The 26,822-nt window shown below is 66.3% G+C and carries 23 protein-coding genes; 4 read left to right on the top strand and 19 right to left on the bottom strand.

Features of this window, described 5'->3' with window-relative positions; all coding sequences use genetic code 11:
• Positions 1 to 17: 17 nt before the first annotated feature.
• The gene (locus AB0M14_RS20805) at positions 18 to 488 is read left to right on the top strand and encodes a DUF4442 domain-containing protein (RefSeq protein ID WP_364997323.1); all 471 of its coding nucleotides are present in this window, start codon (positions 18 to 20) and stop codon (positions 486 to 488) included.
• Between the two features lie 3 nt (positions 489 to 491).
• Here the strand turns inward: AB0M14_RS20805 and AB0M14_RS20800 are convergent, their stop codons facing one another.
• From AB0M14_RS20800 to AB0M14_RS20790, 3 genes are all read right to left on the bottom strand, one after another.
• Positions 492 to 1,379 (bottom strand): bile acid:sodium symporter family protein, encoded by an 888-nt coding sequence (locus tag AB0M14_RS20800; RefSeq protein WP_364997321.1) that lies wholly within the window; start codon positions 1,377 to 1,379, stop codon positions 492 to 494.
• A gap of 115 nt (positions 1,380 to 1,494) precedes the next feature.
• Entirely contained in the window at positions 1,495 to 2,148 is a 654-nt protein-coding gene (locus tag AB0M14_RS20795) for a hypothetical protein (protein ID WP_364997319.1), read from the bottom strand.
• A gap of 91 nt (positions 2,149 to 2,239) precedes the next feature.
• On the bottom strand, positions 2,240 to 3,472 hold the full coding sequence (locus tag AB0M14_RS20790; RefSeq protein ID WP_364997317.1) for an FAD-dependent oxidoreductase: 1,233 nt from the start codon (positions 3,470 to 3,472) through the stop codon (positions 2,240 to 2,242).
• A gap of 106 nt (positions 3,473 to 3,578) precedes the next feature.
• Between AB0M14_RS20790 and AB0M14_RS20785 the strand changes: the two genes are divergently transcribed.
• Positions 3,579 to 3,911 carry a metalloregulator ArsR/SmtB family transcription factor gene (locus AB0M14_RS20785; protein ID WP_364997314.1) on the top strand — a complete coding sequence of 111 codons (333 nt, stop codon included), beginning with the start codon at positions 3,579 to 3,581 and terminating at the stop codon, positions 3,909 to 3,911.
• A complete protein-coding gene (locus AB0M14_RS20780; RefSeq protein WP_364997312.1) occupies positions 3,908 to 4,381 on the top strand; it encodes an SRPBCC family protein in 474 nt (157 codons plus the stop codon). Before AB0M14_RS20785 ends, AB0M14_RS20780 begins: the two co-directional genes overlap by 4 nt.
• Before the next feature lie 68 nt (positions 4,382 to 4,449).
• Here the strand turns inward: AB0M14_RS20780 and AB0M14_RS20775 are convergent, their stop codons facing one another.
• Positions 4,450 to 5,439 carry a pirin family protein gene (locus AB0M14_RS20775; RefSeq protein ID WP_364997310.1) on the bottom strand — a complete coding sequence of 330 codons (990 nt, stop codon included), beginning with the start codon at positions 5,437 to 5,439 and terminating at the stop codon, positions 4,450 to 4,452.
• Positions 5,432 to 6,217, bottom strand: a complete 786-nt coding sequence (locus AB0M14_RS20770) for an N-acetyltransferase (RefSeq protein ID WP_364997308.1) — start codon at positions 6,215 to 6,217, stop codon at positions 5,432 to 5,434. Before AB0M14_RS20770 ends, AB0M14_RS20775 begins: the two co-directional genes overlap by 8 nt.
• 209 nt (positions 6,218 to 6,426) lie before the next feature.
• Between AB0M14_RS20770 and AB0M14_RS20765 the strand changes: the two genes are divergently transcribed.
• Entirely contained in the window at positions 6,427 to 6,828 is a 402-nt protein-coding gene (locus tag AB0M14_RS20765) for a hypothetical protein (RefSeq protein WP_364997306.1), read from the top strand.
• Between the two features lie 66 nt (positions 6,829 to 6,894).
• Here AB0M14_RS20765 and AB0M14_RS20760 read toward each other — a convergent pair whose 3' ends face one another.
• From AB0M14_RS20760 to rplL, 14 genes are all read right to left on the bottom strand, one after another.
• Positions 6,895 to 10,848, bottom strand: a complete 3,954-nt coding sequence (locus AB0M14_RS20760) for a DNA-directed RNA polymerase subunit beta' (RefSeq protein ID WP_364997304.1) — start codon at positions 10,846 to 10,848, stop codon at positions 6,895 to 6,897.
• A 109-nt stretch (positions 10,849 to 10,957) separates the two neighbouring features.
• Positions 10,958 to 14,461 (bottom strand): DNA-directed RNA polymerase subunit beta, encoded by a 3,504-nt coding sequence (locus AB0M14_RS20755; protein ID WP_364997302.1) that lies wholly within the window; start codon positions 14,459 to 14,461, stop codon positions 10,958 to 10,960.
• Positions 14,462 to 14,921: 460 nt separating this feature from the next.
• Positions 14,922 to 15,545: a hypothetical protein gene (locus AB0M14_RS20750; protein WP_364997300.1), complete on the bottom strand. Its 624-nt coding sequence runs from the start codon at positions 15,543 to 15,545 to the stop codon at positions 14,922 to 14,924.
• Positions 15,542 to 16,180: a hypothetical protein gene (locus tag AB0M14_RS20745; protein ID WP_364997298.1), complete on the bottom strand. Its 639-nt coding sequence runs from the start codon at positions 16,178 to 16,180 to the stop codon at positions 15,542 to 15,544. Before AB0M14_RS20745 ends, AB0M14_RS20750 begins: the two co-directional genes overlap by 4 nt.
• Positions 16,181 to 16,211: 31 nt before the next feature.
• Positions 16,212 to 17,453 (bottom strand): MlaD family protein, encoded by a 1,242-nt coding sequence (locus tag AB0M14_RS20740; RefSeq protein WP_364997296.1) that lies wholly within the window; start codon positions 17,451 to 17,453, stop codon positions 16,212 to 16,214.
• Entirely contained in the window at positions 17,450 to 18,673 is a 1,224-nt protein-coding gene (locus tag AB0M14_RS20735) for an MCE family protein (protein ID WP_364997294.1), read from the bottom strand. The genes AB0M14_RS20740 and AB0M14_RS20735 overlap by 4 nt, the downstream gene beginning before the upstream one ends.
• Positions 18,670 to 19,938: an MCE family protein gene (locus tag AB0M14_RS20730; protein WP_364997292.1), complete on the bottom strand. Its 1,269-nt coding sequence runs from the start codon at positions 19,936 to 19,938 to the stop codon at positions 18,670 to 18,672. Before AB0M14_RS20730 ends, AB0M14_RS20735 begins: the two co-directional genes overlap by 4 nt.
• The gene (locus tag AB0M14_RS20725) at positions 19,938 to 20,948 is read right to left on the bottom strand and encodes an MCE family protein (RefSeq protein WP_364997290.1); all 1,011 of its coding nucleotides are present in this window, start codon (positions 20,946 to 20,948) and stop codon (positions 19,938 to 19,940) included. Before AB0M14_RS20725 ends, AB0M14_RS20730 begins: the two co-directional genes overlap by 1 nt.
• Positions 20,948 to 22,024 carry an MCE family protein gene (locus AB0M14_RS20720; protein ID WP_364997288.1) on the bottom strand — a complete coding sequence of 359 codons (1,077 nt, stop codon included), beginning with the start codon at positions 22,022 to 22,024 and terminating at the stop codon, positions 20,948 to 20,950. Before AB0M14_RS20720 ends, AB0M14_RS20725 begins: the two co-directional genes overlap by 1 nt.
• On the bottom strand, positions 22,021 to 23,355 hold the full coding sequence (locus AB0M14_RS20715; protein ID WP_364997286.1) for an MCE family protein: 1,335 nt from the start codon (positions 23,353 to 23,355) through the stop codon (positions 22,021 to 22,023). Before AB0M14_RS20715 ends, AB0M14_RS20720 begins: the two co-directional genes overlap by 4 nt.
• Positions 23,352 to 24,116 carry an ABC transporter permease gene (locus AB0M14_RS20710; protein ID WP_364998984.1) on the bottom strand — a complete coding sequence of 255 codons (765 nt, stop codon included), beginning with the start codon at positions 24,114 to 24,116 and terminating at the stop codon, positions 23,352 to 23,354. The genes AB0M14_RS20715 and AB0M14_RS20710 overlap by 4 nt, the downstream gene beginning before the upstream one ends.
• Before the next feature lie 105 nt (positions 24,117 to 24,221).
• Positions 24,222 to 25,016, bottom strand: coding sequence for an ABC transporter permease (locus AB0M14_RS20705; RefSeq protein ID WP_364997284.1), 795 nt, complete (start codon positions 25,014 to 25,016; stop codon positions 24,222 to 24,224).
• A gap of 21 nt (positions 25,017 to 25,037) precedes the next feature.
• Entirely contained in the window at positions 25,038 to 26,144 is a 1,107-nt protein-coding gene (locus tag AB0M14_RS20700) for an ATP-binding cassette domain-containing protein (RefSeq protein WP_364997282.1), read from the bottom strand.
• A gap of 230 nt (positions 26,145 to 26,374) precedes the next feature.
• Positions 26,375 to 26,755 (bottom strand): 50S ribosomal protein L7/L12, encoded by a 381-nt coding sequence (gene rplL / locus AB0M14_RS20695; RefSeq protein WP_364997280.1) that lies wholly within the window; start codon positions 26,753 to 26,755, stop codon positions 26,375 to 26,377.
• Positions 26,756 to 26,822: the final 67 nt, after the last annotated feature.

Raw genomic sequence — 26,822 nt, 5'->3', positions numbered from 1 at the left:
GTGATGCGGGAGTTTCGATGGACAGCGCGGCCGTGGGCGAAATGGTGATGGCTGGGTTCCAGAAGCTGGGATTCATCCAGTACACCGGCATCGAAGGCGTCGAGTTCGGCCCCGGCCACAACATCGTGTCGATCGAACCGAAGCCGGAGCACCTCAACCACAACGGCGATCTGCACGCCGCCGTGCTCTTCGGGCTGGCGGAGACCGCCGCGATGGGCGCGTCGGTGTCCGGGATCGTGGACCTGATGGCCGAGACGTTCATCGTCGCCAGGAACGGCCGGATCGAATACCTGGCTCGCGCCAAGGGCACGGCCGGGCCGTTCCTGGCGATCTCCGACATCGAGCCGGAAACCCTCGAGAAGGTCCGCGCGCAGATCGCGGACCAGGTCGACATCGAGCTGGAAGTGCCGGTGACCATCACCGACAACACTGGAAAGCAGGTGGCCGCTTCGGCATTCACCGCCGTGCTGCGGCCGCGCCGGAAGTGACCCCTACGCCTGCGCGGGCGCCTCGGCCGGCCGCGCGGCGCGCCGGGTGATCAGCCAGCCGACCGCGGCCGCCAGCGGGAACATCAGCACACCGTAAACCGCTGCCGGGACCGCCATTTCGGTACTGTCGAGCACGCTGATCGCCACCGTCATGGCGATCGTGCTGTTGTGGATGCCGATCTCCATCGAGCAGGCGATCGCCTGGCGGTCGGTCACCCCGAGCCAGCGCGGCACGAAGTAGCCGGCGGTCAGGCTGATCAGGCAGAACAGCGTGGTGACGGCGCCGACGTCGACCAGGTAACCGGTCAGGTTCTCCCGTTCGGCCAGCATCGTGCCCAGGATAACCAGCAGCAGGGTCACCGCCGAGCCGATCCGGACCGGGCGATCCATCCGTTCGGCGAAACCGGGCGCCCGTCGCCGGGTGAACATGCCCAGCGCGACCGGGATCAGGACGATCGCGAAAACCTGTGCTGCCTTACCGAATTGCAGCCCGACCTGCCCCGCGCTGCCGCCCGGCTCGAAGTAGTCGATGGCGAAATTGGTGACCAGCGGCAGGGTTACCACCGCGACGATCGAATTCACCGCTGTCAGCGACACATTCAGCGCGACATCGCCGCGGAAGAGGTGACTGAACAGGTTCGCGGTGGTGCCGCCGGGCGAGGCCGCCAGCAGCATCATGCCGACGGCGAGCAGCGGGGACAGATCGAACAGCAGCACCAGCCCGAAGGCCGCCGCGGGCAACAGCACCAGCTGGCAGGCCAGCGCGATGGCCACCGGCCGCGGGTTCGACGCGATGCGCCGGAAATCGTCGACGGTCAGCGACAGACCGAGGCCGAACATGATCACGGCCAGCGCCAGCGGAAGCGCCACCGATACCAGTGGAGAATTCATGCAATGTCCTCATCACTCATCCGGCTAGCCCTAGCCGGAAATCTGAACCCGGCGGGTGTCAGAATTCGCTGAGGATAGCCGGACTGTGACGAGCGTCGCAATAGCTACGGCGGATTTATGGCTGACCGGTCATGTAAGCGATGGCGGCGTCGATGGACTCCTGCCCGCCGGCCTGGTGCAGACCGGCGAAGGCGCCGATGACGCCGCCGACGACCGTGGCGATCGGCACGGTGACCACGTCGAACACGAACAGCCCCAACGGGAAGCCGGCCAGGAAGCCGATCGCCGCGCCGATGGCCGCGCCCTCCAGAATCTGCGGCTGATAGCGCTCGATATCGGCGAAAAAGCGCTCCTGCGAACTGATCTCGCGCACCGGCCCGTCCACCGGGGTGTTCGGCGCGAGCGACAGGCGCGCGCCCGCCTCGTCGATGACCGGGCGGAGGTCGATCTTGCGGCCTTCGACATCGATCGTCATCGGCAGCGCGGCGATGATCTGGCCGGCGCTGTCGGCGACCGTCACGACCTTCTCGTCGGCGACCAGCGCGAAACGGCCATTTTGCAGGGTGGTGACGGTGGACTTGCGATCCTCGGCGACCGCGACCTGGTAGCCGACCTCCTTGAAGCTGCCCCGCAGATCCAGCGGGGCGTCGTCGGCGGGAGCGACCTGCGCGGGCGGCGCGGGCGCGGGCTCCGCCTGCACCACTCCGCTCGCCAGGCCGGTAGCCGCCAAACTCAGGAGTGCGGTCGCGGTGATTCTGCTGATCCTCATCGTGTTCTTCCCCTAGCGCCGATTCGTCGGTACGAAGATACCGGCCGCGGACCGACTTCAGCAGGGCTCCAGGCTGTTTGACGCATTGATGTCAGCCGACCGTCAGTGGACGCCGCGCGTAGTCCGGCGCGTGCTCCGTCCGGATGCCGATGCCGCCCAGGTAGGCCGTCAACCCGGCCAGCGGCGGGAACTTGTCGATCAGCCGGAGCGCGGCCGGCGGCGTGGTGAGGGTGCCCGCGAGGGCTGGGCGCAGCAGTGAGTCATGGTCGCCGAGCTGGGATTTCTGCATCACGGCGGTCGGCAGGCTCCGTCGCCGCTGTACCCGGGCCAGGTCCGCTGTCGGCACCTGGCCGCGCCGCAGCGGGCCCGCGAGCAGGCGCGCCGCCGCCACCGCGTCCTGGATCGCCAGGTTGACGCCGACGCCGCCGACCGGCGACATGGTGTGCGCGGCGTCGCCGAGGCAGAGCAGGCCGTCGCGGTACCAGCGCCGCAGCCGGCCCATGGACACCTCGAGCAGCTTGACGTCGTCCCAGGAGCGGATCGCGGTGAGCGTGTCCGGCTGCCAATCGAACAGCGCCGCCAATTCGGTACGGAACCACTGGATGTCATGGGTGCGCAGGGCGGCGTCGGCACCCTTCTCGATCAGGTACCCGGTTTGGAAATAGTCGCCGCGATCCATGGTCACCGCGGCCCGGCCGTCGCCGAAGCTCGCGAACACCATGCTCTCGTTGCGACGCCGGGCGGGCATGGGGACGCGGACGTACCAAATGTCCATCGGCACTTCGAACATGGTCTGCCGCAGCCCGGCCGCGGTGCGCACGACCGAGTCGCGGCCGTCGCAGGCGAGCACCAGATCCGCGGCGAGGCTGCCGTGCGCACCGTCCGCGGTGCGGTAGTCGACGCCGGTCACCCGGTCCGAATCCGTCCGCAGCCCAGTCACTTCGGTGGCCATGCGCAGCGTGAAGGACGGCTCCTGAGCCGCCGCGGCGGCGAGCAGGTCCAGGAAATCCCACTGCGGCACCATCGCGATGTAGCGGTGCGGGCCGGGGATCCGGCCGAAATCGGCGGCCACGATGGTGCGGTCACCGAAATGCATCTTCATCTGCGCCAGCTTGCTGTGCGGCAGGCCGGCGAACTTGGCCCCCAGGCCCAGCTCGTCGAGCAGGCGCAGGGTCGCGGGATGCACTGTGTCCCCGCGGAAGTCGCGCAGAAAGTCCCGGTGCTTCTCCAGCACGGTGACTTCGATCCCGGCGCGGGCCAGCAACAGCCCGGCCATCATGCCCGCCGGTCCGCCGCCGACGATGCAGCACGTGGTGTTCTCCATGACGCCCCCTTTGTCCGATCCCGTTCTACGACACACCGTAGTAGACAAATCGGCCTCGGTCGAGGGCCTCTTGACTTCGTCCTCGCGCCGCGCAACACTGAACTAGATGGTTCAGTATGACTTCCTAGGCGCATCGTTCGCGGCGCTCGCGGATCCCACCCGCAGGGGGATCCTGGAGCACCTCGGGCGTGGGCCCGCGTCCGTCACCGAGCTCGCCGGCCGCTTCGACATGACCCTGACCGGCATCAAGAAGCATCTGCGACTGCTGGAGGACGCGGGCATGATCGTCACCGAAAAACGCGGTCGAGTCCGGTACTGCCGGCTCGGCGAGAACATCTTCGACCGCGAAGTGGCGTGGCTGCAGAACTATCGGCGCATGGTGGAAGCCCGGATGGACCGTCTCGGTGAATTTCTCGAGCGAACGGAGCACAACCAATGAGCACCTCCACGAAAGAAGCGGTCGTCACCACCTCCGGCGATCGCGACTGCCACGTCGAGCGCGTCTTCGACGCCCCGCGCGAGCGCGTCTGGGCCGCCTACAGCCGGGTCGAGCAACTGGCCCAGTGGTGGGGCCGCGGCCACCAGCTCGACATCGAGCGCTGGGAATTCCGCAAGGGCGGGCACTGGCGTTTCGTCGAACACTCCGACGGCCAAACCCACGGCTTCGAAGGCCGCTTCCGGGAGATCACCCCGGAAGAACGCATCGTGCAGTCCTTCGAATGGGACGGCATGCCCGCCCACATCAGCATCGACACCACCACGTTCGTCGACCTCGGCGACGGCCGCACCAAAGTGGTCACCGACAGCATCTTCCACACCCAGGAAGAACGCGACGGCATGCTGGGCTCCGGCATGGAAGCCGGCATGAACGAAAGCTACCTCGCCTTGGACCGGCTGCTCGCCGGCTGACCCGGAAGCTGTTCGGCCTCAGCGTGATTGCCACGCCGAGGCCGAATAGCCGTGTACGGCTGTCGAATTCAGGAGCGATCCGAACCGACGCGGCGCTTGCGCGGCTTCAAGTGCAGGGCGGGCAGCGGCGGGGCCGGGATACGCTGCTCCGGGGTGTGGCCCGCGATGTCCGGGAAGCGCGCGACATCGTGGTTCTCCCAGTCGTTTCGGGCCGCCACGATCTCCTCGTGACTGCGGCCGACGAAGTTCCACCACATCACCAGTTCCTCGCCGAACGGTTCGCCGCCGATCAGCAGGAAGTGCGCGCCGCCGGAGCTGGTGAGCCGCAGCTCGTTTCGTTCGGTGCCCAGATAGAGCAAGGGGCCCGCGGCGAGTTCGGTGTCCGCGACCGTCACCTCGCCCTCGATCACCATGATCGCGTGTTCGAAGCCCGGTTCCAGCGGAAGCGTCACCGCGGCGCCCCGCTCCAGGCGGACGTCGGCGCCGACGATCGGGGTGTAGGCCCGCGCGGGCGAGGCGTGACCGGCGAGCGAACCGATCAACACGATCGCCTCGATGCCGTCGGCCCGGAATACCGGCAGGTCACGATGCTGCTCGAAATGCGGGTCGACCCGGGTCGCGTTGCCCGGCAGCGCAATCCAGAGCTGTAGTCCGTGCCCGGCCGGGGCGTCGGCGGAGTAGTACTCCGAGTGCGCGATCCCGCGACCCGAGGTCATCAGGTTCAGCTGGCCCGGATGGATCTCCACATCCGAGCCGACTGAATCACGGTGCCGGATCTGTCCGGTGAACGGCCAGGTCACCGTCTGCAAACCGATGTGGGGGTGCGGATCGATGTCCGGCGGCGCATCCGTCTTGGTGACCGTGGGCGAACCGAAATGGTCGAAGAAGCACCAGGCCCCGACGGTCGGCAGATCCCGTTGCGGCAGCACACGTTCGACGAACACGCCGCGCACCCCGCCCAGCGGCACCTCACGCGCCGGGAACAGCTCGGCGACCGGGCCGGGACCCGCGGTCGGCTCGCAGAGCTGCTCGGCCGGATGCTCCTCGAGATCACTCACGAATAACGCCCTTACCGATGACATGCGCGTCGTATTCCGGATGCTTCTCCAGGTAGGCCCTGATGAACGGGCACAGCGGCCGGATCACGCGCTGCAGCGCGATGGTGTCCTCGATGGCCACCTTGGCCAGCACCTTCCCGAGCCCCTTGCCGGAGAACGCGTCATCGATCTCGGTGTGCGTGAACACCGTTTCGTCGCCGCGCTCCTCGTACTCGGCGAACCCCGCGAGCTTGCCGTCGTAGAAGACCTCGTACCGCTTCTTCTCGTCGTTGCGAGCGACCGTGGCCTCCGGAGTCGACTCACTCATGTGCTTCTCCTTCTGCTGTCGTACCGGATGTCTGCTCAAAATGGAAACGCGATTGAACGCGGCGATCGTCGTCGCCACCCAGATCACCGCAGACATCTGCTCGTCCGAAAGATACTGGCGCGCGAAAGCGTACTCGCGCTGCACCGTCGCCTCCTCCGGCAACACCGCAGTCACCTCCGCCAGCGCCAACGCCGCCTGCTCGGCCTCGGAGAAAAACTCCGTCCGCCGCCACGCCGGCAACACTGCCAACTGGCGCTCGGACGCCCCCGCCGCCAACGCCGCGGCGTGGTGCTTATCCAAGCAACTCGCACACCCACTGAGCTGCGAAACCCGCACCATAACCAGCTCGATCAGCTTCCGATCGAGCCCGGCCCGCGTCCCCGCCGCCCGCACCGCAACCGCCACCCCCGTCAACGCCCGATACACCTCCGGATGCTGCTTATCGATCCAGACTCGACGCTCGGAAACCAACGACTCCATGCCCCGAATAACTCACACGGCTATCGAAATGTTCCGGACTACAGTCCACTTCAGCTCTCGAGCCTTGCCAGCCCAGGGCCCTGAGCGCGTCGACCACCACAACCTGCATCAACGCCGGGGCTCCTTCATCGCAACCCCATCCACTTACGATGGGCTGCGGTCACAGACGGCAGAGGGAGCGAGTGATGAACGGTCCGAGCTTGTCCGAAGCAACTGTCCAAGAAATTCAGCTGGAATTGATCCGCAGATCTAGCTTCAACAACTTCGACGGGGAGCTGGTTGCGGGCAGCCTGGAACGGCACCGCGATCTCTGGCTGGCGGTCTACATCGATCGGTTCGGCCTGGCGCACGAGGAGCATCGTGACTGGTTCGCGTCAGGTTCGTTGATCAAGCTACGTGATCTGCGCGGCGATCTATGGAATGTCGACACACTTGTCGTGCTGACCGAAGACCTCGACAAGGCAAAGGAATTGGCCCGCGTCGCCGAAACAGACAAGTGGCAGGCCGACGAGGTAGCGGTGCAGGACAACGTCGAAGAATTGTCCTTCGCACTGGGGTGTGGGCATACCCGCCACAGGGTGCTCAGTGTCTGGTGGGACTGACATACAACGCACTTCGGCCCCCGCTCCGAAGGGAGCGGGGGCCGAAAGCGCTTGCCTGGCTACTGGTTAGCGGTAGTCGCTGAAACCGTAGTCGTCCAGCGGCACCGCGGCGCCGGTGGAGGCGCCGAAGCTGTCCGGGCTGTAGTAGGTGTCGTCGTAGGACGGCACCGCGTACGCGGCCTGACGGGCTTCCTCGGTCGGCTGCACCTGGATGTTGCGGTAGCGGTTGATACCGGTACCGGCCGGGATCAGCTTGCCGATGATCACGTTCTCCTTGAGGCCGATGAGCTTGTCGGAGCGGCAGTTGATAGCCGCGTCCGTCAGGACTCGAGTGGTCTCCTGGAAGGACGCCGCCGACAGCCACGAATCGGTGGCCAGCGACGCCTTGGTGATACCCATCAGCACCGGGCGACCCGAAGCCGGCTCGCCACCCTCGGCGACCACGCGACGGTTGGCGGCTTCGAACTCGGCCCGCTCGGTGAGCGAACCGGGCAGGAATTCCGTTGCGCCGGAGTCGATGATGGTGACACGCCGCAGCATCTGCCGGACGATGACCTCGATGTGCTTGTCGTGGATCGACACACCCTGCGAGCGGTAGACCTCCTGGACCTCGTGGACCAGGTGGACCTGCACCTGACGGGGGCCCATCACGCGCAGCACCTCGTGCGGATCCGCCGCGCCTTCCAGCAACTGCTGGCCGACCTCGACGTGGTCACCGTCGGAGAGCAGACGCTCGGTGCCGTCGTCGTGCTTGAACACCCGCAGCCGCTGCCGCTTGGAGAGCTTGTCGTAGACAACCTCTTCCGAACCGTCGTCGGGGATGATGGTGATCTTGTAGAAACGATCGTCATCCTCGAGGCGCACCCGGCCGGAGATCTCCGCGATCGGCGCCTTGCCCTTGGGCACACGCGCTTCGAAGAGCTCCTGCACACGAGGCAGACCGCCGGTGATGTCATCGCCCGCGACACCACCCTGGTGGAAGGTACGCATGGTCAGCTGGGTACCGGGCTCACCGATGGACTGCGCGGCGACGATACCGACGGCCTCACCGATGTCGACCAGCTTGCCGGTCGCCATCGAGCGGCCGTAGCAGGTCGCGCACACGCCGGTGCCGGTGGTGCAGGTCAGCACGGAGCGGACCTTCACCTCGGTGATGCCGGCCTCGAGCAGCGCGTCCAACGCCGGGTCGCCGAGATCGGCGCCCTTGGCCACGACAACGTTGCCCTTGGCGTCCACCGCGTCGGTCGCGAGCGTCCGTGCGTAGGTGGAGGTTTCGACGTGCGCGTCGCGGATGATGCTGCCGTCGGCCATCTTCTCCGCGATCGGCACCACGATGCCGCGCTCGGTACCACAGTCGTGCTCGCGCACGATGACGTCCTGCGAGACGTCCACCAGACGACGGGTCAGGTAACCCGAGTCGGCGGTACGCAGCGCGGTGTCGGCCAGACCCTTACGGGCACCGTGGGTGTTGATGAAGTACTCGAGAACGGTCAGGCCCTCACGGAACGAGGACTTGATCGGCCGCGGGATGAACTCACCCTTCGGGTTGGTAACCAGGCCCTTCATACCGGCGAGGGTACGAGTCTGGGTGAAGTTACCGGTCGCGCCCGACTCGACGATCGTGATGATCGGGTTGTCCGGCGGGTAGTGCGCCCGCATGGCCGTACCGACCTCTTCGGTCGCTTCCTGCCAGATCTTCACCAGGGCGCTGTTGCGCTCGGTGTGATCCAGCGCGCCGCGCTGGTACTTCTTGTCGATCTGATCGGCCTGCGCCTCGTAGCGCTCCATGATCTCGGTCTTCTCCGGCGGAACCAGAACGTCCGACATGGAGACCGTGACACCCGAGCGAGTGGCCCAGTAGAAGCCCGCGTCCTTCAGCTTGTCGACGGTCTGCGCCACGACAATCATCGGGTACCGCTCGGCCAGATCGTTGATGATCGTGGCCTGCCGCTTCTTCGGCATCTGCTCGTTGATGAACGCGTAGTCCGCGGGCAGCAACTCGTTGAACAGCACGCGACCCAGGGTGGTCTCGGCGGTCCACGCGTCGCCGCGCTTCCAACCGTCCGGGAACAGGACATCCTCGATCTCGCGCTGCGGACGCTGCTCGGTCAGGCGGACCTTGATCAGCGAACGCACGGTGAGCTCGTCGCGGTCGACGGCCATCTGCGCCTCGGCGGGCGAGGAGTAGACGCCGAATTCCGCACTGTCCTTGCCGGCCGGCTGGTACGAACCCTTGGCGCCATCGACGAGGCGGGTCAGGTAGTACAGGCCGGTCACCATGTCCAGACGGGGCATGGCGAGCGGTCGGCCGGAGGCCGGCGACAGGATGTTGTTCGAGGACAGCATCAGGATGCGGGCCTCGGCCTGCGCCTCCGCGGACAGCGGAAGGTGCACGGCCATCTGGTCACCGTCGAAGTCGGCGTTGAACGCTTCACAGACGAGCGGGTGCAGCTGGATCGCCTTGCCCTCGACAAGCTGCGGCTCGAAAGCCTGGATGCCGAGGCGGTGCAGGGTGGGCGCGCGGTTCAGCAGCACCGGGTGCTCGGCGATGACCTCTTCGAGGACATCCCACACCTGGGGACGCTGACGCTCGACCATCCGCTTGGCGGACTTGATGTTCTGCGCGTGGTTCAGATCGACCAGACGCTTCATCACGAACGGCTTGAACAGCTCCAGCGCCATCAGCTTGGGCAGACCACACTGATGCAGCTTCAGCTGCGGACCGACGACGATGACCGAACGGCCGGAGTAGTCGACGCGCTTACCGAGCAGGTTCTGCCGGAAACGACCCTGCTTGCCCTTGAGCAGGTCGCTCAGGGACTTCAGCGGGCGGTTACCCGGACCGGTGACCGGACGGCCGCGACGGCCGTTGTCGAACAGCGCGTCCACGGACTCCTGCAGCATCCGCTTCTCGTTGTTGACGATGATCTCGGGCGCACCCAGATCGATCAGTCGCTTGAGGCGGTTGTTGCGGTTGATCACGCGGCGGTACAGGTCGTTCAGGTCGGAGGTGGCGAAACGGCCACCGTCGAGCTGAACCATCGGGCGCAGCTCCGGCGGGATCACCGGCACCGCGTCGAGCACCATGCCCATCGGCGAGTTGCCGTTGGTCTGGAAGGCCGCGACGACCTTGAGGCGCTTGAGCGCGCGCAGCTTCTTCTGGCCCTTACCGCTGCGGATGGTCTCCCGCAGGTTCTCGGCCTCGGCCGCGATGTCGAAGTTCTCCATCAGCTTCTGGATGGACTCCGCACCCATGGCGCCGGTGAAGTACTCGCCGTAGCGGTCGACCAGCTCGCGGTAGAGCACCTCATCGACGATGAGCTGCTTGACCGACAGCTTGGTGAAGGTGCTCCAGATCTCGTCGAGACGATCCAGCTCGCGCTGCGAGCGGTCGCGCAGCTGACGCATTTCGCGCTCGCCGCCGTCCTTGACCTTGCGGCGCACGTCGGACTTGGCGCCCTCGGCCTCGAGCTCGGCGATATCCGCCTCGAGCTTCTGGGCGCGGGCCTCCAGGTCGGCGTCACGCTGATCGGCGACCGCCTTCTTCTCGACCTCCATCTCGGCCTCGAGGGTGCTGAGCTCGTTGTGGCGCAGCTCCTCGTCGACACCGACGATGACGTAGGCGGCGAAGTAGATGATCTTTTCCAGATCCTTCGGCGCCAGGTCGAGCAGGTAGCCCAAGCGCGAGGGAACGCCCTTGAAGTACCAGATGTGGGTAACCGGAGCGGCCAGCTCGATGTGGCCCATCCGCTCACGGCGCACCTTGGCGCGAGTCACCTCGACGCCACAGCGCTCACAGATGATGCCCTTGAAGCGGACGCGCTTGTACTTACCGCAGTAGCACTCCCAGTCGCGAGTAGGTCCGAAGATCTTCTCGCAGAACAGGCCGTCCTTCTCCGGCTTGAGCGTGCGGTAGTTGATGGTCTCCGGCTTCTTCACCTCGCCGTAGGACCACTGGCGGATGTCTTCGGCGGTGGCCAGGCCGATCCGGAGTTCATCGAAGAAGTTGACGTCTAGCACGTAACTTCCTTTCCCCTGTTCGGGTCGAATTCGAGCAAAAGTTCACTAGTGGGTCGAGCGCGCCACCCTGTCGCCCGCGCGAGCGGGCGACAGGGGGACGCCGAACGCATCAGTTCGCCAAGTCGTCGACGGTGGCGGCTTCGTTCCTGGACAGGTTGATGCCCAGGTTCGCGGCCGCACGCTCGAGGTCCTCGTCGTCACCGTCACGCATCTCGATCGCGGCGCCGTCCGAAGACAGCACCTCGACGTTGAGGCACAGCGACTGGAGTTCCTTGAGGAGCACCTTGAACGACTCCGGAATGCCCGGCTCCGGAATGTTCTCGCCCTTGACGATGGCCTCGTAGACCTTCACGCGGCCGACCACGTCGTCGGACTTGATGGTGAGCAGTTCCTGCAGGGTGTACGCGGCGCCGTACGCCTGCATGGCCCAACATTCCATTTCACCGAAGCGCTGACCACCGAACTGCGCCTTACCACCGAGCGGCTGCTGGGTGATCATCGAGTACGGGCCGGTCGAACGGGCGTGGATCTTGTCGTCGACCAGGTGGTGCAGCTTCAGGATGTACATGTAGCCGACCGCGACCGGGTACGGGAAAGGCTCACCCGAGCGACCGTCGAGCAGGATCGACTTGCCGTTCTCGTCGACCATGCGCTCACCATCGCGGTTCGGCAGGGTCGAAGCGAGCAGACCGGTCAGCTCCTCTTCGCGGGCGCCGTCGAAGACGGGGGTCGCGATGTTGGAGTCCTGCGGAGCCGCCAGCATCTCCTCCGGCAGGGCCGCGGCCCAGTCGGGCTTGACGCCGTCGGCGCCATGAACGTCCCAGCCGGCCTTGCCGATCCACCCGAGGTGGGTCTCCAAGATCTGGCCGATGTTCATACGACGCGGCACACCGTGGGTGTTCAGGATGATGTCGACCGGGGTGCCGTCGGGCATGAACGGCATGTCCTCGGTGGGGAGGATCTTGCCGATGACACCCTTGTTGCCGTGCCGGCCGGCCAGCTTGTCGCCGTCCTGGATCTTGCGCTTCTGGGCCACGTAGACGCGGACCAGCTCGTTGACGCCCGGAGGCAGATCGTCGTCGTCTTCGCGCGAGAACACGCGAATGCCGATGACCTTGCCGGACTCACCGTGGGGCACCTTCAGCGAGGTGTCGCGCACCTCGCGCGCCTTCTCACCGAAGATCGCGCGGAGCAGGCGCTCCTCCGGGGTCAGCTCGGTCTCGCCCTTCGGGGTGACCTTGCCGACCAGGATGTCGCCGTCGCGGACCTCGGCGCCGATGCGCACGATGCCGCGCTCGTCCAGATCGGCCAGCACCTCGTCGGAGACGTTCGGGATGTCCCGGGTGATCTCCTCGGCGCCCAGCTTGGTGTCGCGGGCGTCGATTTCGTGCTCTTCGATGTGGATCGAGGTGAGGACGTCCTCTTCCACGAGGCGCTGCGACAGGATGATCGCGTCCTCGTAGTTGTGGCCTTCCCACGGCATGATCGCCACGAGCAGGTTCTTGCCCAGGGCCATTTCACCGTTTTCGGTGCAGGGGCCGTCGGCCAGAACCTGGCCCTGCTCGACCCGGACACCCTCATCGACGATGGGGCGCTGGTTGGAGCAGGTGCCCTGGTTGGAGCGGTTGAACTTGCGCATCCGGTAGGACTTGCGGGTGCCGTCGTCGTGCATGACGGTCACGTAGTCGGCCGAAACCTCTTCGACCACACCGGGCTTCTCGTTGACCACGACGTCGCCGGCGTCCACCGCGGCGCGCAGCTCCATGCCGGTGCCGACCAGCGGCGCCTCGGAACGGATCAGCGGCACGGCCTGACGCTGCATGTTCGCGCCCATCAGGGCACGGTTGGCGTCGTCGTGCTCGAGGAACGGAATCATCGCGGTCGCGACCGAAACCATCTGGCGCGGCGAGACGTCCATGTAGTCGACCTGCGCGGCGGTGACGAACTCGACCTCTTCGCCGAGGCGGCGCACGAGCACCTTGTCCTCGAGGAAGCGGCCCTCGGCGTCGACCGGCGAGTTGGCCTGCGCGCGAACGTGGCGGTCCTCTTCGTCGGCGGTGAGGTACTTGACCTCATCGGTGACGCGGCCGTCGACGACCTTGCGGTACGGGGTCTCGATGAAGCCGAACGGGTTGACCCGCGCGTACACCGACAGCGAACCGATCAGGCCGATGTTCGGGCCTTCCGGGGTCTCGATCGGGCACATGCGGCCGTAGTGCGAGGGGTGCACGTCGCGGACTTCCAGACCGGCGCGCTCACGGGACAGACCACCCGGGCCCAGCGCCGACAGGCGGCGCTTGTGGGTCAGACCCGACAGCGGGTTGTTCTGGTCCATGAACTGCGACAGCTGGGAGGTTCCGAAGAACTCCTTGATCGCGGCGACGACCGGGCGGATGTTGATCAGGGTCTGCGGCGTGATGGCCTCGACGTCCTGGGTGGTCATCCGCTCGCGGACCACGCGCTCCATGCGGGACAGGCCCACGCGGATCTGGTTCTGGATGAGCTCGCCGACGGTACGCAGACGACGGTTACCGAAGTGGTCGATGTCGTCGACGTTGACCGGAACTTCCTGGCCGCCGGGGGCGGTCATCATCCGATCGCCGGCGTGCAGGCGCACCAGGTACTCGATGGTGGTGACGATGTCTTCCTTCGTCAGCACCGAGCTGGTGACCGGCTCGCCCACGTGGATGCCGAGCTTCTTGTTGATCTTGTAGCGACCGACGCGCGCCAGGTCGTAGCGCTTCTCCTTGAAGAACAGGTTCTCCAGCAGGGTCTGCGCGGATTCCTTGGTCGGCGGTTCGCCCGGACGCAGCTTGCGGTAGATGTCCAGCAGCGCCTCGTCCTGACCGGCGGTGTTGTCCTTCTCCAGCGTCGACATCATGATCTCGGAGAAGCCGTAGCGCTCCACGATCTCTTCGTTCGTCCAGCCCAGCGCCTTCAGCAGCACGGTGACCGGCTGACGGCGCTTGCGGTCGATGCGGACACCGACGGTGTCGCGCTTGTCGATGTCGAACTCCAGCCACGCGCCACGCGAGGGAATGACGCGCACGCTGTGCAGGTCCTTCTCGGTGGTCTTGTCGACGCTGTGGTCGAAGTAGACGCCCGGCGAACGCACCAGCTGCGAAACGACGACGCGCTCGGTGCCATTGATGATGAACGTGCCCTTGTCGGTCATCATCGGGAAATCACCCATGAAGACCGTCTGGCTCTTGATCTCACCGGTGTTGTTATTGATGAATTCCGCGGTGACGAACAACGGCGCCGCGTAGGTCATGTCCTTGTCTTTGCACTCGTCGATGGAGGCCTTGACCTCTTCGAAACGAGGATCCGAGAACGACAGGGACATGGAGCCGGAGAAGTCCTCGATCGGCGAGAGCTCCTCGAGCACCTCCTCGAGCCCACCGACGAGACCGCCGTCGCCGCGCGCGGCGGCCTTCTCACGCCATGACGGCGAGCCGATCAACCATGCAAAAGAATCTGTCTGTAGATCGAGAAGTCCGGGCACCTCCAAGGGCTCACGGATCTTCGCGAAAGACACCCGCTTAGGGGCTCCGGGGATTCCGGCAACTGCCTTGGTCTGGGTGGAGACTGCCAAGATGCGTCCTTCCAGCACCTCACGCGCGCCGCGTGGTGGTCCGCGGCCGTCGCTTGCTTCGCTTTCGAATTCCGCTGGTCACAACCCGAACGAAACCCGAACAGCAAACAACGGAAGTAACACCGGAAGGGGTGGAACTTACGTGTGCAAATCGAGGTATGGACAGGAGGCAGCCAGCGCAACGTCCAAACTTACACCACCTGACCCGGTGGTGTCAAAGGCACACCTCCGCCAGGTGTGAAAATACCACCCGGACGAGCGTCCGCGTGGCTGGCGCGCCGGGTGCAAAACCGGCGCGGCTGGCGCCTGCGCCGTGCTCGAATCGCTGGCTGCGTCGAGAGCAACGGGGCATCTGGAGCCACTGTGACAGCTGCCGCTGTTGTGAATAGCGTGACGGCTCCGGCGAAAACCGTCAAGTGCCAGGACCGACCAGCCGGTTATCCGAGATCGCCCGCTCCACCGGCGCATCTCGCCCTGCTCACCGGTCCACGATGTCGCTGGCCAGCCACCGCCCGTCGATCTTGCTCATGTGCAGCACCACCGGACCGGCCACGCTCTGCTGGGCCTGACCGCCCTTGTTCGCGCTGATCACCAGGTTGACCAGCAACTCCGCCCGTTCGCCGTCGAGCAGGGTCACGCCGATCGGGTCGGCCTTGGCATCGGCGCTGGTCTCGGCCTGTTTGATGGCGTCGACGGTGGTGCCGGAGAAGTTCTCCAGATCGGCGAGCATCTTCCCGGTGACCACCTGGCGTACCGCTTGTTCATAGCCGTCGATCTGCTTCAGGTCGTAGCCGTAGATGGTGCGCAGGGCGTGCTCGGCGGCGGCCCGGACCTCCTCGGTGGCCTCGGCGTCGAGGAAGGCGGCGTTGCTGTCGTCGACGCCCGGGCGCAGGGCCGCGAGTCCCGCGATTCCGGCGAGCAGAACGGTCACGCCGAGGCACGCGAGGACCGAAAACCACGACGAGCGAGCCGGCAGATCGGGTGCGCGCAGGACGAAACCGCGCCCGGCGGGCGCCGCGGCGGCGGTTTCCGGCGCGACCGCCGGGCGGGCGCCGGCCAGGGGGCGGGAGGTGACCCGGTTGACGGGACGGCGGGCGGTCACTTCGGTCCCTCCTGCGGTGCGGTGCCGGCGACCGGGCCGTCGAGCAGCGCCGGCTGGGTCAGCGAGGCCACCTGCTCGGCCTTCCACACCTCCCCGACCTTGGTCATCTCCAGATTCCAGGTGTAGCGATAGTTGGACACCGCGGCGCCGGGTTTGGCCTCGGTCACCTGCAGCACGATCAGCGCCGCCGCCTTGTCCCGTTCGCTGTTCAGCGAGGTGAGGGCCGCGCCGAGCACCTTGGAGGACATCTCGACCCCGGTCTGGGTCGCCAGCTGGACCGACTGGGCCGTGTTCTGTTCCGCCGAGGCCAGGATCTCGCCGGTCATCGAGGACCGGGCCAGCGCGAGCGAACCGGGTACATCGGCCAGGCGCATGGAGGTCATATTCAGGGCGGCCTGGCGGGCGGCGTCGAGCGCGCTGTCCCGGGCGGCCGCGCGCGGGCCGTCGGTGAAATAGGCCGCCTGCAACCAACCCGTGCCGAACCACAGCGCCGCCACCACCGCGACGGCCAGCGCGCCCGCGGCGAGCGCGGTCGCCACGAAAGGCGCCGGCTTGCGGGCCGCGGGCAACTCGGGCGGAGCTTCCGCTGTCAGCTCGGCGTTCTCCGGAACTTCCTTCGACAAATCAACACTCACTGCGCACACACCTCACGTCTTCGGTCTGCGGTCAATGCTTGGGCGTGACCCCCATCAGGGTGGCCAGCTGCACGGCGATCGGGTTCAGGTTGAGCTTGGGCGGATCGGTCTTGGGCGTCTTGTCCCATGGCTGCGCGATGGCCGGATCGGCCAGTTCGGCCCGCAGGCCGCCGCGCACGGCCGTCGGATTACCGAAGGGCACCGTACATTTCGCGTCCTTGTTGAACGGGAATTCGTCGACGGTGTCGTCGAAGTCGGGATCGCGGCGCTTCATCTCCTCGAGAATCGCCTGGGTGCCCTCGTAACCGACGGTGCAGGCGGGTGGGTTGTTCACCTCCAGAACCAAGCCGAAGTGGCTGGTGTTGTCGCCGGGGGCGGTGGCCGAGGCGCCGATGGACAGCTGCGGGAGCATTTGCAGCAGCGGGCGCAGCGCGTAGAACTTCGGCGAGACGGCCTGTAGCAGGCTGCGCAGGTTGGCCAGGTCCTCGGTGAGGGCCGGACCGCTCTCTTGCAGCAGGTCGCTGACGGCCGAGCCCGCGTCGGTGCCGGTGCCGATCAACCGGCGGATGTCGGGGTCGCTGGAGCGCAGTTGCGCGCTGAGCCGGTCCAGGCCGTCGCTGAAACGCAAGATCTCGCCGGACTGCGCGGCCTGGGTTTCCAGGGCGATGCGGCTCGCGCGGATGAGTTCGATGGTCTGCGGCAGATTCTCGTCGAAGGCCGCGCTGAACTCGGTCAGCGATTTCACCAGGGTCCGCAGATCGCCGCCCTTGCCCTCGAAGGCCTTGCCGAGTTCGGTGACGGTGGTGCTCAGCGCGGCCAGGTCGACGGTGCTGGTGAAGTGGTCGACGCTGGTGATCAGCCGTTCCACCGAGACGGGGGTGTCCAGCCCCTCGATCACCGAGCCGTCCCGCAGATACGGGCCGTTGTCGTTGTCCGGTTGCAGGTCGACGAACTGTTCGCCGATCGCGGAACGGTTGGCCACCACGGCTTTCGCCGTCGCCGGAATCCGCGGCGCGCTGGTATCGATGACGAGCGGGACGATCACGCCGTCGCCGGTGAGTTCCAGGTCGCCGACCCGGCCCACGGCCACGCCACGATAGGTGACCTCGGCTCCTTTGTAGGCCCCACCGGCTTGGGCGGCCTGGATCCGCACCGTGTACTGCCCGAAACCGAGCATGTGATCGAGCCGGATGTACTTGGCGCCCACATAGACGACGCCGAGCACGGCGATCACCACGAACGCGATCAGCTGAAAGCGCACCAGACGACTCATCGCGGCCCCATCCCCTGCGGTGTCACGCCCAAGCCCTCCAAGACCGGGCCCAGGCGATTCGGCGTCCCTTCCGGCACCAGACTTCTCGGGACCGGGATGGCCGCGAAGACGGTCGGCCAGCCGGGGCGGGGCCCGTTGCCGTTGTAGTACGGATTAGCCGGATTCACCGGTACCGGCGGGCCGTACGGCGGCGGAACGTAGACCGGGTCCGGTTTGCCCACACCGAGATTGCCCAGCGTGACGCCGATCTGCTGGTCCACCGACAGCCAGGTGTTGACCTGGCCGCCGAAGGTGCCCAGCAGCGAGGAGTCGGGGAACGGATAGGTGGGGATGAGCGGGAACGCGGTCACCAGATCCGGTGCGGCCGCACCCAATTGCTGCAGCGTGGGTCGCAGTGAGGTGAGGTCGCGGATCAGGTTGTCCTTGGAGGTGTTGATCACGTCGAATCCGGCCTGACCCACCCGATCCAATTGTGCGAGCAGCGAAACCAACTGGGGCCGTTGCTCATCCAGGATCCTGATGCCTTCGGGCAGTTCCGCCAGGATCTTGTCGATCTGACCGGTCTGGGCGCCGACCCGGCTGCTCAGCACGGCCAGGCCGTCGATCGCCCGGGTGATGTCCTCGACCTGCTGGTTCAAGCCGCCGATCAGGGTGTTCGCCTGCTCCAGCAGCGAACGGACCCGATCCTCGCGCCCGCCCAGGGTTTTGTTCAGTTCCGAGACGATGGGCGCCAGCTGGGCCACGCCGCCGCCGTTGAGCAACAGCGACAGCGCGCCGAGCACCTGCTCGATCTCGACGGCGGCGCGGGTGCGGTCCACGGGGATCACCGCGCCGCTCACCAGCCGGGCCGGAACCGCGTCGGCCGGCGTGGACAGTTCGATGAACTTCTCGCCCAGCAAGTTCGACTGCCGCACCTCGGCGCGGGCGTTGGCCGGCAGATCGACGGAATCATTCACCACGACACGGACATTCGCGGTCCAGCCGGTTGGTCCCAGGTCGATCGCCTCGACCCGGCCGACGGGCACGCCCTCGACTTTCACCGCGGACTGCGGAACCAGATCCAGCACATCGTCGAATTCGATCTGCAGGCGCATCGGGTGCTTGCCGATATTCGCGCCACCCGGCAGCGGAACGCTGTAAATACCATTGCCGCACGCGGTGAGCACGATCGCGCAGAGACCGAGCAGACTGCTCGCGGCCCAGACCTTCCGGAATATCACCGGATACCTCCCGGCTGCCGCGACGGAGGCAATTGGTCGGACGGCGTGCCGGGTACCGTGCCCGGCACCGGATTCCGCTGCTGGTTCTCCCCGCTGAGAATGCCGAACGGCAGGATCAGCGAGGGCGTCTGGACGCCGGCGGTGATCTGGTCGGCGATCTCCTTGCAGTGCTCGATGATCGGGCGCATCTGCCGCCCCACCGCCTCGAATTTCGGGTCGCCGGGCATCAGCTTGGACAGGTCGATCATTTTGCAGATGACCCCGAACGGGTCTTGCAGATCGGTGAAATTGGCGCGCATGTCGAGGGTGCCGGATTCGCCGTTGTGCACGTTGATCAGATTGCTCAGCGCCAATGTCAGCACCGGCAGCGCCGTCGCCAGATCGTCGCGCTGCTCGGCCAAGGTCCGGGTCAGCGAGGTGAGCGCGACGGCGTTGTCGCCGATCAGCGCGTTGTTCTCGTCCAGGAAGCGGGCTACGTCACCGAGCGCGATGGACAGCAGGTGCAATGCCTCGCCGAGGTTTTCGCGTTCGTCGCCGAGAAAGCCGGCGAGGTCGGCCAACTGAGCGTTGAATTGCCGGACCTGCTGATCGTTTTCCGCCAGCATGCTGACGAAGACCTGCAAATTCTTGATCGTGTCGAAGATATCGCCGCGATCGTCGGCGAGCAGCTTGGCGGCTTTGCTGAGTTCGGTGATGGTGCGGCCCAGCGCTTCGCCGTTGCCCGCGAGATTCGCGGCCGAGGTACGCACCAGATCGTTCACCGCGCCGTCTTTGTTGGCCCCGTTCGGGCCGAGTGCCTCGGTGAGTTCGGTGATGCTCCGATAAAGCTCGTCCACTTCCACCGGCGTGACGGTGCGTTCTTTCGGAATCACCGCGTTGCGAGGCATTTTCGGGCCGTCGCGGTAGACCGGCATCAATTGGATATAGCGGTCGGCTACCACCGACGGCGTGACCTGCGCGGCTTTGGCGTCGGCGGGAATGTCGTATCTGCGATCCACGCTCATCACGACCTTCACCTGGTCGCCCATCGGCTCGATGGCATCGATGCGGCCCACCGCGACGCCGAGCACCCGCACGTCCGAGCCTTCGTAGATGCCGACGGCGCGATCGAAGTAGGCGGTGATGTGCGTGGTGTTCAACCGGGAATCCAGCCACCAGACCGTCCCGCACAACGCCACCGCGGCAACAGCCAGCAGCGCGATGGTTTTCGCGCCCCGGCTGCTCGTCCGTACGGCGGTCAGCGGTGCGCGCCACTTGCCGGCCATCAGCTGCCTCCCATGTTCCGGACGGGATCGCGGTAGCCGGGGAGCTCCGGCAGCGCGGGCGGCATCAGGTTGACGATCACCGCGTCGAACCAGCGGCCGGTGCCGAGCACATTGGCGTAGAGCCCGTAGAACGGCGCCGCGAGTTCCAGCGTCTTGGAGATGTTCTGCTCGTTGGCGTTGAGCAGATCGATCGCGCCGCGCAGATTGGTCAGCGCGGGCCCGATCTGCGCTTCGTTGTCGCGCACCAGCGTGCTCAATTCGGTCGCGACGGTCCGCGCGCCGGTGAGCAGTTGCCGGATCGAGTGCTGCCGGATGTTCAACTCCGCGAACAACTGTCCGCCGGTGGCGAGCAGTTGCTCGAACTGGGCGTTGCGATCGGCGAGCACCTGGGTGGTCTGCCGGGTCGCGGCGAACAGCTTCTTCAGCTGCTCGTCGCGCTTGGCCAAGGTTTCCGAGAGCCGGCCGAGACCGTCGATGGAGCCGCGCAATTCACTGGGCGTGGTCGCGAAGGCTTCGGACAGCACCCGCATGCTGGTGGCCAGCTGCGCGGTGTCGATCTGCTCGATCTGCCGGGTGGCGTCGGTGAACGCCTCCATCACGTCGTAGGGAGTTACCGTGCGCGACAACGGAATCCGCTTGGCCGGGTCGGCCGCCGCCGGGCCCTGCGGATCCAGCGCGAGATACTTCTGTCCCAGCACCGTCTTGATCTGGATGGACGCGGTGGTCTGATTGCCGATCCAGGCGTTCTGGGTGCGGAAGTCGACCAGCACCTTGTCGCCGTCGAGCTTGATGTCGTGCACCGAGCCGACCTTCACCCCGGCGATCCGGACCTCGTTGCCCTTCTTCAGGCCCGCCGCCTCGGAGAATTCCGCGGTGTACCGGGTGCCCGCGCCGATGATCGGCAGCCGGTCCAGGTAGAACGCCGACACCGTCGCGCACAGGATCAGGAACAGCCCGAGCGTGCCCAGAAAGGCAGGGCTGCGTTTACCGAGCAGGATCCGGTCGTCCATCAGCGGGCCTTCCCGGAGCAGCGCGGCGCCGCGTTGGTGTACAGCGGCTGATTGATCGTCGGCATCGCGGCGGGCAGGTTCAACTGTGGGGCGTCCACCGCGCCCGGGCCGACCACGATGTCGATACCGCAGAGATAGAACTGGAACCAGGAGCCGTAACTGCCTACCCGGCCGAGCTTTTCCATCTTCCGCGGCAGGTTCGACAGCGACTGGTTCACCTCGCCGGAGCGGGCGTTCACCGTGCCGGTCAGCTGACTCAATCCGGCGATGGAGCCCTGCAAGGTCGGCACCACCGGCACCAGCAGGTCGGAAGTGGCCGAGACCAGGTTGCCCAGCGAACTCACCGACGACCCGATCACGTCGCGCTGCGCGGACAGCCCGGCGACCAGCGCCGAGGTGTTCACGATCAGTTCGTCGAACTGGTCGTCGCGCTTGTTGACCGCGTCGAGCACCCGGGTCAGATTGGTGATCAGATCGCCGATCACCGCGTCCTTGTCGGCGATCTTGTTGGTCAGGCTCGCGGTGCTCGCCACCAGATCGTGGATGGTGCCCTGCTCACCCTGGAAGACCTGGATGATCTCGAAGGCCAGCTTGTTCACGTCCTCGGCGGTGAGGGTGCGGAACAGGGGGCGGAAACCGTTGAACAGCGTGGTGAGATCGAGCGCGGGCTTGGTGTGCTCGATCGGGATGGTCGCGCCCTTGTTCAGTTTCCGGCCCTGCGCGCCGGTCCCCTGTTCCAGCGCGAGATAGCGCTGGCCGACCAGATTCCGGTACCGGATGGCGGCGATCGTGGAGGCGGGCAGCCAGCTGCGGTCCTGCACCTGGAACTCCACCAGGGCCAGGCGCCTGTCCTTGATAGCGACCTTGGTGACCTTGCCGATCCGCACGCCGGCGATGCGCACCTCGTCGCCCTTGTTGAGCCCGGTGGCGTCGGCGAACACCGCTTTGAACGGGGTGCCGCCGCCGGTGTAGTTGGCGATGGACAGCGCCAGGACGGTGGTCGCGATGAGCGTCACGATCACGAAGATGATCAGTTTGAGCAGAGCTGGTCCCGCACCACGCAACATCGGCCTCATCGCACGCTCACCTCGCTGCCGCGGAAGGCGGGCGCCCCGGCCCGGGTCAGCCAGCTCGGCACCTGCTCCGGCGAAACCCCGTGCGCCGCACCGTAGATCGCGCCGAGCGAGCGCTGCTCGCTGGGTGTGCCCGCCAGCGTCGGATACATCGCGTACTGCGGGGCCGTCATCAAGCCGATGGTCTGATCGCCCGGGTAGCGAGTCGGCGGCTGATAAGAGCCGTCGTTGTTCGGCCCGCCCGGATACTGGCCCGCGTCCACGCCCACCGGGAACTCCGCGAAACAGGCCGGCCCGCGGGTGTCGAGCCAGCGCGGTTCATCCTGGTTCGGCAGGTATTTGCCGCGGGTATTGGTCAATTCGATGCTCACCCGCGAACCCGGCCGATCGGTGCCCTGCCCGAAGATGTCGTCGATGCGCGGCTTCATCTTGGCGAAGTTCGCCATCACGCAGGTGTAGGTCGGCGAGTACTCGGCGAGCATCTCCAGGGCGGGCCGGGAGTCGGCGGCCAGGTCGATGATGTTGTCGCGGTTGGCGATCAGGAAATCCGCGGTGCTGGCGGAGGCCGGGGTGAGGATCGCGTACAGCTCGTCGAGCTGGCCGCGGCGCTGCACGATCGTCGCGTTGGTGGTGCGCAGGTTGTCGAGCGCGTCGATCAGCTGCGGCAGCGCCTCGGAGTAGGTGCCCGCGACAGTGGCCAGGCTGCGCAGCCCATCCTGCAATTCCGGCAGCACACCGTTGACCTGCCGGAAGACATTCTCCAGGTCGTCGAGGCCCGCGCCGAGCTCATCGCCCTGGCCCACCAGTGCCTGCGCCAACGCACCCAGCGTCGCCGCGAGATCCTGCGGCGGGATGGCTTGCAGCAGCGGCAGCAGGTCGTCGAAGACCCGGCTCAACTCGATCGCGTTGCCGCTTCGATCCTGTTGCAGCACAACGCCATTGGTGAGGTGCTGCGCGCTGGGAGCACCTGGGATCACCAGGTCCACATACCGTTCGCCGAACAGGGTCTTGGGCAGCAGGCGGGCGGTCGCGTTGACCGGGATCATGGCGGCCTTGCCGGGATCGATGGCCAGATCCAGGATGACCTCGTCGTCCTGGGACCGGCTGGATCGCACCTCCCCGACCGTCACCCCGCGCGCCTTCACCTCGGCATTGCGGGTCAGCGCGTTTCCCACGCTGTCGGTGACCAGCTCGACGTCCACCGACTTCACGAACTGCTTGTCGTAGACGGCGACGCACACCCACACGAACAACGCGAGGATCAGGAAGAACGCGACGCCGAGCAGACGGATCCGGATCGGTTCCGTCGCGCGCCACCGCTCCACCCGGTTCATCCCGCGATCCGCACCGTCGTCGACGTCCCCCAGATAGCCAGGCTGAGAAAGAAATCCAGCACGTTCACGAGCACGATCGCCGAGCGCACCGCCCGCCCCACCGCGATGCCCACGCCCGCCGGCCCGCCACTGGCGTTGAACCCGTAGTAGCAGTGCACCAGGATGATCACGAACGCGAAGATCAGCACCTTGAGGAACGAATACAGCACGTCCTGCGGTGGTAGGAACAGGCTGAAATAGTGGTCGTAGGCGCCGCTGGACTGCCCCTCGAACCAGATGCTGACCGTCCGCGACGCCAGGTAGGTGCCGAGCAGGCCCACGATGTAGAGCGGAATGACCGCGAGGAAGCCCGCGATCACCCGGGTGGTCACCAGGAACGGAATGCCGGGCACCGCCATCACCTCGAGCGCGTCGATCTCCTCCGAGATCCGCATCGCGCCCAATTGCGCGGTGAAACCACAGCCCACCGTCGCCGACAACGCCAAAGCCGCGGTGAGCGGCGCGATCTCGCGCGTGTTGATATAAGCCGTGAGAAAGCCGGTGAGCACCGAGGTGCCGAGCGCGTCCAGGGCCTTGAAACCCTGGAGGCCGACCACGAAACCCACCGACGCGGACATGAACACGATCACGCCGATGGTCCCGCCGATCACCGCGAGCGCACCGGAACCGAAGGTCACCTCGGCCAGCAACCGCTGCACTTCCTTGCGGTAGTGCACCGCGGTCCGCGGAATCCAGGCGATGGCGCGCGAATAGAACAGCATCTGCTCACCGGCGCGATCGATGAGCGTCACCGGCGCCTTGGCGGCCCGCTCGGCCAGGCGGATGGACTTCGCCACCACCGGAGCTCGGTACTGGGTCGCCATGGCTCAGGCTCCCTTTGCCGGGACAACCTGCAAATAGACCAGCGTCAGCACCAAATTCACGAAGAACAGCACCAGGAAGGTGATCACCACGGACTGGTTCACGGCCTCACCGACGCCCTTCGGGCCCCCGCCGGGATGCAAGCCCTTATACGCGGCGATGACTCCGGCCAGCAGCCCGAAGATCAGCGCCTTGATCTCGCCGATCCACAGGTCCGGCAGCTGCGCCAGCGCGGAGAACGAGGCCAGATAGGCGCCCGGCGTGCCGCCTTGCAGCAGCACGTTGAAGAAGTAGCCGCCGGCGATGCCGACCACCGACACCAACCCGTTGAGCAGCACCGCGACCAGCATCATGCCGAGCACCCGCGGTACCACCAGCCGATGGATCGGGTCGACGCCGAGCACCTCCATCGCGTCGATCTCCTCGCGGATGGTGCGCGATCCGAGATCGGCGGCGACGGCGGAACCCGCGGCGCCCGCGATGATCAGCGCGGTGACCACCGGAGCGGCCTGCTGCACGGTGGCCAGCACACTGGTGGCGCCGGTGAAGGATTCGGCGCCGAGCTGTTTGACGAGCGAACCCGTCTGCAGCGAGACGACGGCGCCGAACGGGATCGCGACCAGCGCGCTGGGCAGGATCGAGACGCTGGCGATGAACCAGGACTGCTCGATGAACTCACGCCATTGGAACGGTGGCTTGAACGTCTTGCGCGCCACATCGGCGAGGAGCGCAAAGATGTTGCCTGCCTGGCCGAATGCAGACTCGACCGGAGTCCGGAAACGCACCAGGGTGGGGTTCACCCGGCGAATGCTACCTGCTGGTTACCCTTTAGTTGTGTTGTGGCGCACGGTCGTGTCGTATCCGCCGCCCAATTCCGGTGTGCCACCGTCGTAGTTGGGTCCCGCCTGCGTGTAGGCGGGAAGCACCTGCGTGTCACCCTCCCCGGCGAGCGACTCGCGGATGGCGTCCTGCGCGGCGCGGGGCAGCGTGTGCATGATTTCCCGGACCCGGGCCTGGCGACGAGCAACCGCCTGGCGAACCGGCATACCCGGCTGCGCCTTCATCTGCGGGATGATGCCCTCGACCTCTTCGGCGCCGCCGTGGTGGTGACCGGCGTCGACCATGGCCTGCTCGCGGGCCATCTGCGCCTCGTCCTTCTCCTCGGACATGCCGATCGGGCCGATCATGCGACCGTTGAGGAACTGCTTGACCACGGGCTCGTCGGAGGTGAGCAGCACCTCGCGCGGGCCGAACATGACCAGCTGGCGGCGGAACAGCATGCCGATGTTGTCGGGCACGGTACGGGCCAGGTTGATGTTGTGCGTCACGATCAGGATGGTGGCGTCGATCTGGGCGTTGATGTCGATCAGCAGCTGCGACAGGTACGAGGTACGCACCGGGTCCAGACCGGAGTCGGGCTCGTCGACGAGGATGATCTGCGGGTCCAGCACCAGCGCACGGGCCAGACCGGCGCGCTTGCGCATACCGCCGGAGATCTCGCCGGGCAGCTTGCCCTCGGCGCCGAGCAGACCGGTCAGCTCCAGCTTCTCCATGACGATATTGCGGATCTCGGTCTCGGACTTCTTCGTGTGCTCACGCAGCGGGAACGCCGTGTTGTCGAAGAGGTTCATCGAGCCGAACAGCGCGCCGTCCTGGAACAGCACACCGAAGAGCTTGCGGATCTCGTAGAGCTCCTTGTTGGAGCAGGTGGTGATGTCGGTGCCGTCGATGAAGATGGAGCCGCGCTCGGGGCGCAGCAGGCCGATCAACGACTTCAGGAAGACGGACTTACCGGTACCGGACGGGCCGAGCAGCGCACTGACCTCGCCCGACGGCAGCGTAATGCTCACGTCCTGCCAAATACGCTGCGAACCAAAGGACTTGGTTACACTTTCGGTCCTGACTTCGACGCCCACGCCAACCTCCACAAATTCTTCAGCGAGCCCCCCACGTGCCGAACCGCGCGCGGTCTTCGCGGTGTGTCACGTCACAGTGGGTCCGGTCACTGTATCTCACGTGCGAGATGCGGCGCACCCCAACCTGACCGAAGAGTAACCCAGACACCCGTGCCAGGTAAGGACCGCCGGTATGCGAGTCCGGAAATGCAAAACGAGCGGCCCCGGAATCGGGACCGCTCGTTTCGAGCAATTCAGCTGAATTACTTGACGGCAACCTTGGCGCCGGCTTCTTCCAGCTTCGCCTTGGCGGCCTCGGCGGCATCCTTGGCAACCTTCTCCAGGATCGCCTTCGGGGCGCCCTCGACCAGGTCCTTGGCTTCCTTCAGGCCCAGGCCGGAGACGATCTCGCGAACGACCTTGATGACCTGGATCTTCTTGTCGCCGGCCGACTCCAGCACGACGTCGAACTCGTCCTGCTCGTCAGCGGCCTCGGGCGCGGCACCGGCCGGGCCGGCGGCGGCGACGGCGACCGGAGCGGCAGCCTTCACGTCGAACTTGTCCTCGAACGCCTTCACGAACTCGGACAGCTCCAGCAGGGTCATTCCGCCGATGGTCTCGAGCAGCTCGTCAACGTTAGCCATTGATATTTCCTTTCGATGGGGTCATCTCCGCGTGAGCGGCGATGAAATGTTTGGGGGTATTGGGTGA

Source organism: Nocardia sp. NPDC051832 (assembly GCF_040681285.1).
In the GTDB taxonomy this organism is placed as follows: domain Bacteria; phylum Actinomycetota; class Actinomycetes; order Mycobacteriales; family Mycobacteriaceae; genus Nocardia.
The sequence above is the reverse complement of the archived record's forward strand: the minus strand, read 5'-3'. Positions and strand labels throughout refer to the sequence as shown.